Here is a 9,870-nt window from a genome sequence, read left to right on the forward strand (position 1 = left end):
TCAGAGGCCGTGCGCCTTCAACCACGACAGCACCAGGTCCAGCACCTCGTCGCCGGTGTCGTGGTCCAACAACTCGTGCGGGCCGCCCTCCACCAGGTGCAGGGCGGAGTCGCCCGGTGGCAGCCGTTCGACGAACCGCGCGCTCTGCCGGTGATCGGTGGTGGCGTCGGCGGTGCCGTGCACGACCAGGCATGGGGTGTGCCAGCGGTCGATGTTCCGCCAGAGTCGCTCGGAGGTGCGCAGCACCCCGGCGCCCACACGCATCGACACCCGGCCGCGGTACAGCAGTGGGTCCCCGCCGGTCGGGATCGGGCGTTCCCGAACCCGGGTGCGCCGGCCGGATCGTGCCCTGGCCGAGGGGATGGGGGCGTGCGGGACCACCGAGGCCACCAGACCCGCCGCCACGGGCACCACAGGTGGGGCGGGCGGCATGAACGCGGGTCCGGTCAACACCACGCCCCGTACGCCATCGGAGCCCGACAGCACGCTCGCGGCCGTCAACAGACCACCGAGGGAGTGCCCGAACAACAACACGGGCAGGCCACGCTCCACCAGGCGGGCGCGCAGGGTGGCGTGCTCGTGGACGGCCCGCGGCACGTCCACCGAACCCCGACGCCCGGGCGCGGTTCCGTGGCCCTCCAGGTCCATGGCCCACACCTCGAAGCCCGCCGCCAACAGGTGGGGGACGAGCCGGTTGTACTCGTGGACGTAGCGTTCGGAGTACTCCCCGAAACCGTGCTGGAGCTGCACCAGCGCTCTGACCGGCCCTTCGGGTTCCCACACGTGAACCCACGCCGACCCCAGCGCGAAGCCTCTGTCACTCACCGTCGTCCGTCTCCCTCGGTCCGCTGCGCCGCGCCCATCCTCGCGCAGAGCCCTTCGAGGAAACGGTGGTGGGTCAGCCCTTGTGGTCGGAGTGGCCCAGGGAACGTTCCGGGGCGATCCGGTCGCGGATCAGACGCTTGAGGTCGGCGGCGTCGGTGAAGGCCGCGTCGCTTCGGCGCGACCACACGGGTTCGCCGTCCAGCCGCACCTCGAACACGCCGCCGGTCCCGGGGACGAGCGCCACCTCACCGAGTTCGGCCTCGAACGTGGTGAGCAGCTCCTGTGCCATCCACGTCGCGCGCGGCAGCCACCGGCAGCGCGTGCAGTACTCGATCTCCAGCCTGGGGTTTCTCACCTGGTTCGCCACGGTGCCCAGTATGCCGGTCGGGCCGGGGCCGACGGTGACCGGGGCGAACGAGCCGCCCCCAGGGTGGACGGAGGCCTACGCCCGAGAGGGATCAGAAAGGCGTATCGGGGTAGGCAGGGACGGACCGCGACTCGAGAGGTGAGGTGTATGGGGGTCTTGACCCTCCTGGTGGGCCTGTTCGTCGTGCTGGTGGGCCTGGCCGTGGTGTTCGGAGTGTTGGGGTTCGTTCTGTACAAGGTCAGGGCCTCGGGCCGCTCCGCCTCACGGGGACGCGGAACAGGGGAGGGCGGTACCGCCTTCCACGCGGGTACGCGCCCCGGCCCCGGTGAGTTCGCGACCCCGCCCGCGGCCGAGGACGAGTGGCGCGGCTACGGGGACCCGTCCCCGCGGTACCGACCGCCGCGTTCGTGACGACGTGGAACGGCCCCGGACCTCGAAGGTTCCGGGGCCGTTCCACGTCACCGGTGGTTCGGCGTCACTACGCGACCCGCCCGCGACCGACCGCGTAGCCGTACTGCACCGGCCAGTTCGCGCGTGCGTCCAGTTCGGCTGCGGCGCGGTGCGCCCAGTACGGGTCACGCAGCAGCTCACGGCCGAGCATGGTGGCGTCGGCGGCGCCGGAGGCGACGATCTCCTCCGCCCGGCGCGGCTCGGTGATGAGCCCGACCGCGGACGTGGGCAGGCCGGTCTCCTCGCGCACCCGGGTGGCGAAGGGCACCTGGTAGTCGGGCGCCGCCGGGATCCGCGCGTCGTGCACCATACCGCCGGTGGACACGTCCAGCAGGTCGACCCCGCGGGCCTGCAGTTCCTTGGCCAGGAACACGGTGTCGGACCCGGTCCAGCCGGTGCGCTCGTCCTCGGGGTTCTCCTCGATCCAGTCGGTGGCCGAGACCCGGAAGAACACCGGCAGCTCCTCGGGCCACACCGCGCGCACGGCCTCGACCACACGCAGCGGGAAGCGCATGCGCCCGGCGAGGTCGCCGCCGTAGGAGTCGGTGCGCCGGTTGCCCGCCGGGGACAGGAACGAGTTGAGCAGGTACCCGTGGGCGCCGTGGACCTCGACGACCCGGAAACCGGCGGCGAGGGCGCGTTCGGCGGAGGCGGCGAAGTCGGCCACCAGTTCGTCGATCTCGGCGACGGTGAGCTCGTGCGGCACCGGCAGACCCTCGAACGCCCACGCGCTGGGCGCCACCGGCTCCCAACCGCCCTCGGACCCGCCCAGCCCGCGACCGCCCAGCCATGGCCGGTCGGTGGCGGCCTTGCGCCCGGCGTGCGCGAGCTGGATCGCGGGGACGGCACCGTGCGAACGGATCGCGGCGGTGACGCGGGTGAACGCCTCCTGCTGCCGGTCGTTCCACAACCCCAGGTCCCAAGGGCTGATCCGGCCGTCGGGGCGCACCCCGGTGGCCTCGGCCATCACCAGCCCGGCACCCCCGGCGGCCCGGGAGGCCAGGTGGGTGAGGTGGAAGTCGGTGGGCGCGCCGGTGTCGGGCCCCTCCGCGGCGGCGGAGTACATGCACATCGGGGCCATCCACACACGGTTGGGGATGGTGAGCGAACGCAGGGTAAGCGGGGTGAACAACGAGCTCACGGAAGATTCCTTCGGATCGACTTCGGCCGTGGCGACCACGGCGACCAAAGTACGATAATCATCGTAGTACGACGATTGTCAAACTATGAGGGCTCTCGTACTTTGAGGGAAGGAACCACGGGAGGTCTGAGCATGTCCGAGTCCGCAACCGTCACCGTGTCCGGGCGCAGGGTGAAGCACCCGGAGACCTCACGGCTTCGCTTGGAGACCGTGCTCGGCGCCCTCGCCGACCCGGTCCGGCTGAGCATCGTGTGCGCCCTGGCCGACGGACACGAGGACATGGCCTGTGTCGCCTTCGACCTGCCGGTGAGCAAGTCGACCTCCACCCACCACTTCCGCGTGCTGCGCGAGGCCGGGATCATCCGCCAGTACTACGCGGGCACCGCCCGTAAGAGCAGTCTGCGCACCGATGACCTGGAGGAACGCTTTCCCGGGCTGCTCCCCTCGGTGCTGAACGCCGAGCGGGGCCGCCGGGGGGAACACCCCGACGGCCCCGCCTGACCCCGGAACTACCCGGGGACGGTCGCCGGACGGTACGCCGCGATCGGGTTCTCCAGGGTCCCGACCAGCCGCAACGCCCCCGCGGGGTCGTCCAGGTCCACCATCTGCCTGTTGTTGTGCAGTTGGAGCCTGTTCAGGCACGACAGCGCGAACCGGTCGGTGAACAGGTCGTAGCGCTCGAACCGTTCCGCCAGGTGAGGCACCGACGCCTGGTAGTCGGCCGCGCACTCGGCCACCGTCCGCCAGAAGTCGTCCTCGGCCAGCACGCCCCGGTCGGCGAGGATGCCGTTGAGGAACCGCAGGAAGCAGTCGAAGACGTCGGTGAACAGGGACAGCAACCGCATGTCCTCGGGCACCTCGGCCCGGATCCGCTCCACCTCACCGGGCAGCTCGGCCTCGGCGTTCATCACCGCGATCTCCTCGGCGATGTCCTTCATCAGCACCCGCTCCGGCACTCCGTCGCGCAGCACCAGGATGACGTTCTCACCGTGCGGCATGAACACCAGGTCGTGCGCGTAGAACGAGTGCAACAGCGGCACCAGGTACGCGTCCAGGTAGCGGCGCAGCCACTCCGCGGGCGCCAGCCCGGACTCGACGATGAGGGCCTCCGCGAACGAACCGCCCTCGGCGTCGGTGTGCAGCAACGACGCCATGGTCGCCGGGCGCTCACCCGTCCGGAGCCGCGGCACGGGGCTCTCCCGCCACAGCCCGGCGATCATCTTCCGGTACGGCGACCGCTTCGGCGCGGCCTCGGCGTAGTGCGTGGCGCGGTAGCCCACCGCGGCCCGCTCGCGCAGCACCTCCATTCCGGTGTCCCGAAGCGTTCGGTCACCCTCGACCAGGCCGACCAACCAGTCGTTGATGGCGGGCGTGGCCTCCATGTACTCCGCGGACAGTCCGCGCAGGAACCCCATGTTCAGCACCGACAACGCCGTCTTGACGTAGTGCCGCTCCGGGTGCGAGGTGTTGAAGAAGGTGCGGATGGACTGCTGCGCCCGGTACTCGTCCGGTCCCTGCCCCAGGCACACCAGGTCGCGGCGGGCCACGTCGGCGGCGAAGGTGACGGCGAGTCGGTTCCACCACTGCCATGGGTGCACCGGTACGAGGTGGTAGTCGGCCGGGTCCAGTCCCAGGTCCGTCAGCCGCGCCTGGAAGGCCTCGAACGGCTCCGGGCCCAGTTCGGAACGCAGGAAGGTGTCGGGGTCGGTGTCCGCGGAGTGGGAGAAGGTGGTGCGCGAACGTCGCGCCGCCACCCACACCAGCCGCACCGGCCGCCCCGCCTCGGGTGCGTAGGCCCGGTACTCGGCGGCGTCGAACCCGAGCCGCCCGTTGTTGGCCACGAAGCAGGGGTGCCCCTCGGTCATCCCGGCCTCGATGTCCTGGAAACCGGACCGCGCCAGCTCGGCGGCGGTGGGCTGTCCCTTCGTGATCCGGAACGCGCTGCTCGCCAGGGTGCTGGAGATCTCCTCCAGGTAGACCGGCAGGACCTCCTCGCTCAGTTCGAGCGTCTCACGCAGGTCCATGACCAGGTCCAACGCGTCGATCTCGGTGACCTCGCCCTCGGGGGAGCGGCGCACGACGCTGTCGGCGTCGATCCGCCAGTGGTCCAGCGCCATGACCCGGGCGCTGAAGCGGTATTCGGCGCCGTTGTCGGCGAGGACCTTGTACGCGCCCTCGCCGTCGGGTTCGGGGACGAGCAGCCGTTCGTGGGTGAACTCGGCCAGGGCCTTGCGCACCAGCAGACGGTTGGCACGGGCCCACGGTTCGGGGGCCAGGTGGTCGACGATCGCGCGCGGGTCGTGGTCGATGGTCATCGGGCGACTCCTCTCGTGGCTGTTAGGAAGTCCTCGCGGGTGCAGGTGCTCAGGTAGGCGTCCTTGCGGCTCTCGGCCAGGTACACGGTGGACTCGATCCGGAAGCCCACCGCCTCGTTGAGCCTGTGCACGGCCTTGTTGCCCGTGTCGGGTTCGACGACGACGCGTTCGGTCGCGGGGTCGGCGAAGGCCAGCTCCATCACCGTCGTGATGACGGAGAGGGTGAACCCCCGCACCGGGGTGTCGGTCGGTGCCACCAGGAAGTGCATCCCCACGTCGCCCGGGAGCGTGTCGTGGTGCGGGGCCACCTCGCCGTGCGCGGGGGAGTAGAGCTCGGCGAGGAAGCACGGCCCGCCCTCCCACGTGCCCACGTAGGCGTTCTCGTGCTCGGAGTCGTGCACCGACCGGAGGTAGCGGGCGACGTCCTCCTTCGAGAAGTCGGTCATCAGCCAGTACGCCGCCTTGGGATGGGTCAACCACCCGTGGAGGAGGTCGATGTCGGCGTCCGGGTCCACGGGAGCGACCCGGAAGGTCCCCAGGTCGGGATCGACCCTGGTCAGGCCGGCGGGAAAGGCGCGGCTCATGGGCTGCTCGCCTCCAGTTCCGCGTCGCCGGCCGGAGCGGTCTCGGCGGCGGGGACCTCGGAGGTGGACCCGACCGGAGCCCCGAACTCCTGGAAGGCGATGGAGCGCTCCACCGCGTAGGGTTCCCGACCCAGCAGCGCCCGCAGGATGTAGGAGTTGCGGTAGGCGCCCATGCCCAGGTCCGGTGAGACGAAGCCGTGCGTGTGCAGTTCCGCGTTCTGCACGAACACCGCGCCCGCCGGGGCCGGAGTCCCGTCGCCGCCACCTGTCGCGCCGCCGTCCGCGTGCGCGGCCAGGTCGACGCGGTAGTCGCGCCGTACCCGGAAGCGGTCCTCGCCCTCCCAGGCCAGCCGGTCGGAGATGGACTCCAGGAAAGCCGGGGCCCGGTACCGGTAGCCGGTGGCCAGGACCAGCCCCTGGGTGTTCAGGGCGAAGTCGCGTCCCTGGTCGGAGTTGCGCAGCTCCAAGCGGTACCCGGCCGCCGCCTCGTCCCTGGCCGCGCCGGTGACCTCGGTGTTGGTCATCAGCCGCACCGGCAGCGGTCCGAGTCGGCTCTTGGTGTACATCAGGTCGTAGATCGCGTTGATGACGTCGGTGTCGATGCCCTTGTACAGGTTCTTCTGCGAGGCGACCAGGCGGTCCCGGGTCTGCCCGGGCAGGGAGAAGAAGTGGTCGGCGTACTCCGGAGAGGTCATCTCCAGGGTGAGCTTGGTGTACTCCAGCGGGAAGAACCGCGGTGACCGGGTGACCCAGTTCAGTTCGTAGCCGCGGGTGTCCACGTCCTGGAGCAGGTCGTGGAAGATCTCCGCGGCGCTCTGCCCGCTCCCCACCACCGTGACACCGCGCTTGCTCTGCAGCTCTTCCTTGGCGAAGAGGTAGTCGCCGCTGTGCACGGCGTCCCCGGGCAGGTTCCGACAGGCGTCGGGAACGTAGGGAGGGGTGCCGGTGCCCAGTACCAGTCGCCGGGCCCGGAACAGCCGGTGCCCACCGGTGGCGGTATCGGTGCTGTGCAGAAGGTAGAAGCCCTGTTCGGCGTCGTACTCGACCCTCTCCACCCGCTGTCCGAAGCGGACCGTCTCGCCCAGCTTCGCGGTCGCCCACCGGCAGTAGTCGTTGTACTCGGCGCGCAGCGGGTAGAAGCGCTCGCGGATGTAGAACGGGTAGAGCCGTCCGGTCTCCTTCAGGTAGTTGAGGAAGGAGTACGGGGAGGTGGGGTCGGCCAGGGTGACCAGGTCCGACATGAAAGGCGTCTGGAGTTCGGCCTCATCCAACAGCATGCCGCTGTGCCAGTCGAACTCCGGTCTTTGGTCCAGGAAGATCCCGTCGAGTTCGGCGATCGGCTCGCTCAGGCAGGCCAGTCCCAGATTGAACGGGCCGATGCCGACGGCGGCGAAGTCGTGGACACGACCCTCCGGCGTGGCGGTGCTGGTGCTCAACGGGTCCTCCTGGTCTGGGCGAGGGCGGGTGCGGTGTCGACCGCCGATCCGTGTTCGGTGACGTAGCGTTCGGCGTGCGCGGCGACCAGGTCCAGGACCTCGGCGATGTCCTCCCGGGTGCTGCGCGGGTTGAGCAGCGTGAGCTTCAGATGCGGGCGGTCGTCCACCGTCGTGCGGGCCACCACGGCCAGGCCCGAGGCCAGCAGGGCCTCACGCGCGTACCGGTTGGCGCCGTCGGCGACCTCCGGGGCGACCCCGGGCAGCGCGCAACGGAACACCAGGGTGCTGAGGGTGGGCCGGGTGACCACGGTGAAGCGCGGGTCGGCGTCCAGTAGTGCCCACCCCTCGGCGGCCAGGTCCAGCACCTGGTCGAAGAGCTCGCCCACTCCGTCGGCGCCCATGATCCGCAGGGTCAACCAGAGCTTGAGCGCGTCGAAGCGGCGCGTGGTCTGCAGGCTCTTGTCGACCTGGTTGGGGGAGAGCAACGGGGTGCTGCCGTCGGACCGGGAGTTCAGGTAGTCGGCGTGGTAGGTGACGTGGCCCAGCGAACGGGAGTCGCGCACCAGCACGGCGCTGGAGCTGACCGGCTGGAAGTAGGACTTGTGGAAGTCCACGGTGACCGAGTCGGCGTGCTCGATGCCGGTGAGCAGGTGGCGGTGGCGCGAGACGAGCAGTCCGCACCCGTAGGCGGCGTCCACGTGCATCCACAGGCCGTGGCGGGTGCACTGGTCGGCGATCTGCGGGAGGGGGTCGATGCTGCCGAAGTCGGTGGTGCCGGCGGTGGCCACGACCGCGATGGGCAGCAGGCCCTCGCTGCGGCAGCGGCGCAGCTCGGCGGCGAGCGCGTCCGGTCGCATGCGGCGGCGGTCGTCGCAGGTCACGGAGATGACGGATTCGTAGCCCAGCCCCAGCAGCGCGGCCGACTTCGCGACGCTGAAGTGGCCGACCTCGGAGGTCAACACCCGCATGCGCGGTAGCAGTTCGGCCAGGCTGCCTCCCTCGCGCCGGTGCGCCTCGTCACGGGCCATCAACAACGCCTGCAGGTTGGACTGGCTGCCACCGCTGGTGAAGACGCCGTCGGCCCGGTCGCCGAGGCCGATGCGGTCGGTGGTCCAGCGGATCAACCTTTGTTCGATGAGGGTGCCGCCGGCGCTCTGGTCCCAGGTGTCCAGGGAGGAGTTGACCGCCGAGAGCACGGATTCGCCGAGCAGGGCGGGCAGGACCACCGGGCAGTTGAGGTGCCCCATGTAGCGGGGGTGGTGGAAGTAGACGGCGTCGTCGAGGTAGAGCCGTTCCAACTCGTCGAGGGCGGCGGAGGGGTCGCGCAGCGGACGTTCGAGGTCTACGGACTCGACCCCGGGACGCAGGTCCTCGGCGGTGGCCCCGGTGCAGGGTCGATCGACGCGGGCGATCCGGTCGGCGATCCGGTCGACGACGCCGTCGGTGAGGTCGCGGTAACGGCCTGCGCTGTGCGCGTCGAACAGCTGGTCCCTGTGGTCGGGGGCCAGGGGCCCCGGCGGGTCCTGGAGGGACCTCGCGAGAGAGCTCATGAATCGTCCTTCTGAAGGCGGGCACGTCGAAGAAGCCCGTGGGACGGGCTCGGCGTGGGGAATGGACAGGTCGCCCGGGGGAGAGGCAACTCAGGGGAGGCTAACCTAAGCCGGAATCGGGCGCATCGTGAGGAGTCTTACATAAACGGATGTTTCAGTCACCCAAAGTCACGTCTTCCGAGGTGATCCACCGCCCGGACTTCTCCTCATGGTGCCCCCGACACGGAAAACGGACGGGCCGGCCGGCCTCCGATGGAGTGTCCGACCGCCCCGCCCGTGGCGTGGCTTGGTCCTCTGCGTCAGCGCTTGCGGATCGCCCGCGGCAGCACCGTGACCGGAACCGTCGCCCGGTGCAGCACACCCTGGCTCACCGAACCCAGCAGCAACCCTCGTACGCTGCCCCGGCCCCGGGAGCCCACCACGATCATGTCCGCGGTCGCGCCGGTTTCCACGAGCGCGTCCGTGGGGGCGGCGTCCATCCGCACGACCGCCACCCCCACGTGCTCGGTCTCCTCGTCCTGGACGTGGGTGAGCATCTCCGAGACCATCTCCTGTGACCGCTGGTCCAGCAGGTCGTTCGGCGGTGACCAACCACTCCGGGCCAGTTCCTCGGAGTCGAACGGCACCGGCATCCGCCAGCCGTGCACCACGACCACCGAACCCCCCTCCACCCGGGCCGCCTCGCGCAACGCGAAGTCCAGCGCGCTACGGGAGTAGTCGGAACCGTCCACGCCCACCACGATCCGGCGCGGGGCCGTGACCACGGAGGCCTCGCTCTCGGGCACCACGACCACCGGGCACTCGGCGCGCGCGGCCAACCGGACGCTCACCGACGACTCCAGGGCCGAACGCGCGGCGCCCAGGCCCCGTGAACCCGTCACCAGCAGGTCCTGCGGCCCGGTGCGCTTCAGCAGGGCCTTGGCCGGGTCCTCCAGGGCCAGGACGGTCTCCACCACAAGCTCCGGTTCGAGCTCTCGTATGTGAGCCTCGGCGCGACTCAGGATCCGCTGGCCCTGTTCGGTGATCTCCTCGCTCGGCGGGAACCGGGTGGGCCCGGCGTACACCGACATCACCAACGGCATGTCCAGGGCGTGGATCACGTGCAGCGGCCACCCGCGACGCGCGGCCTCGGACGCGGCCCAGCCCAGGGCCCTCTCGGCCGTCGCCGAACCGTCGACGCCCACGGCCACCTTCGGCGTTCC

The 9,870-nt window shown here is 70.6% G+C and carries 10 protein-coding genes; 2 read left to right on the forward strand and 8 right to left on the reverse strand.

Annotated features, from left to right (window positions below):
* Both K8V84_RS00115 and K8V84_RS00120 read right to left on the reverse strand, forming a co-directional pair.
* Positions 1-825 carry an alpha/beta fold hydrolase gene (locus K8V84_RS00115; RefSeq protein WP_304069082.1) on the reverse strand — a complete coding sequence of 275 codons (825 nt, stop codon included), beginning with the start codon at positions 823-825 and terminating at the stop codon, positions 1-3.
* 73 nt (positions 826-898) lie between these two features.
* Positions 899-1,180, reverse strand: coding sequence for a SelT/SelW/SelH family protein (locus K8V84_RS00120; RefSeq protein ID WP_304069083.1), 282 nt, complete (start codon positions 1,178-1,180; stop codon positions 899-901).
* A 159-nt stretch (positions 1,181-1,339) separates the two neighbouring features.
* Between K8V84_RS00120 and K8V84_RS00125 the strand changes: the two genes are divergently transcribed.
* Positions 1,340-1,603: a hypothetical protein gene (locus tag K8V84_RS00125; protein ID WP_304069084.1), complete on the forward strand. Its 264-nt coding sequence runs from the start codon at positions 1,340-1,342 to the stop codon at positions 1,601-1,603.
* Positions 1,604-1,670: 67 nt separating this feature from the next.
* Here K8V84_RS00125 and K8V84_RS00130 read toward each other — a convergent pair whose 3' ends face one another.
* On the reverse strand, positions 1,671-2,783 hold the full coding sequence (locus K8V84_RS00130) for an NADH:flavin oxidoreductase/NADH oxidase (RefSeq protein ID WP_304069085.1): 1,113 nt from the start codon (positions 2,781-2,783) through the stop codon (positions 1,671-1,673).
* Between the two features lie 132 nt (positions 2,784-2,915).
* Between K8V84_RS00130 and K8V84_RS00135 the strand changes: the two genes are divergently transcribed.
* Positions 2,916-3,284: a helix-turn-helix transcriptional regulator gene (locus tag K8V84_RS00135; RefSeq protein ID WP_304069086.1), complete on the forward strand. Its 369-nt coding sequence runs from the start codon at positions 2,916-2,918 to the stop codon at positions 3,282-3,284.
* An 8-nt stretch (positions 3,285-3,292) separates the two neighbouring features.
* Here K8V84_RS00135 and K8V84_RS00140 read toward each other — a convergent pair whose 3' ends face one another.
* The 5 genes from K8V84_RS00140 to K8V84_RS00160 form a co-directional block, all read right to left on the reverse strand.
* Positions 3,293-5,098 carry an IucA/IucC family siderophore biosynthesis protein gene (locus K8V84_RS00140; RefSeq protein ID WP_304069087.1) on the reverse strand — a complete coding sequence of 602 codons (1,806 nt, stop codon included), beginning with the start codon at positions 5,096-5,098 and terminating at the stop codon, positions 3,293-3,295.
* Positions 5,095-5,682, reverse strand: a complete 588-nt coding sequence (locus K8V84_RS00145) for a GNAT family N-acetyltransferase (RefSeq protein ID WP_304069088.1) — start codon at positions 5,680-5,682, stop codon at positions 5,095-5,097. The genes K8V84_RS00140 and K8V84_RS00145 overlap by 4 nt, the downstream gene beginning before the upstream one ends.
* Positions 5,679-7,118, reverse strand: coding sequence for a lysine N(6)-hydroxylase/L-ornithine N(5)-oxygenase family protein (locus K8V84_RS00150; RefSeq protein ID WP_304069089.1), 1,440 nt, complete (start codon positions 7,116-7,118; stop codon positions 5,679-5,681). Before K8V84_RS00150 ends, K8V84_RS00145 begins: the two co-directional genes overlap by 4 nt.
* A complete protein-coding gene (locus tag K8V84_RS00155; protein ID WP_304069090.1) occupies positions 7,115-8,668 on the reverse strand; it encodes an aspartate aminotransferase family protein in 1,554 nt (517 codons plus the stop codon). Before K8V84_RS00155 ends, K8V84_RS00150 begins: the two co-directional genes overlap by 4 nt.
* A gap of 299 nt (positions 8,669-8,967) precedes the next feature.
* The coding region (locus tag K8V84_RS00160) for a universal stress protein (RefSeq protein WP_304069091.1) at positions 8,968-9,870 on the reverse strand (903 nt) is incomplete at its 5' end.

Origin of the sequence: Nocardiopsis listeri, assembly GCF_020741345.1 — a bacterium.
Lineage (GTDB): Bacteria > Actinomycetota > Actinomycetes > Streptosporangiales > Streptosporangiaceae > Nocardiopsis > Nocardiopsis listeri_A.

Coding starts and splice junctions, on each gene's coding strand:
- K8V84_RS00135 (WP_304069086.1), top strand. CDS start 2,916: ATGTCCGAGTCCGCAACCGTCACCGTGTCCGGGCGCAGGGTGAAGCAC.
- K8V84_RS00125 (WP_304069084.1), top strand. CDS start 1,340: ATGGGGGTCTTGACCCTCCTGGTGGGCCTGTTCGTCGTGCTGGTGGGC.
- K8V84_RS00140 (WP_304069087.1), bottom strand. CDS start 5,098: ATGACCATCGACCACGACCCGCGCGCGATCGTCGACCACCTGGCCCCC.
- K8V84_RS00145 (WP_304069088.1), bottom strand. CDS start 5,682: ATGAGCCGCGCCTTTCCCGCCGGCCTGACCAGGGTCGATCCCGACCTG.
- K8V84_RS00155 (WP_304069090.1), bottom strand. CDS start 8,668: ATGAGCTCTCTCGCGAGGTCCCTCCAGGACCCGCCGGGGCCCCTGGCC.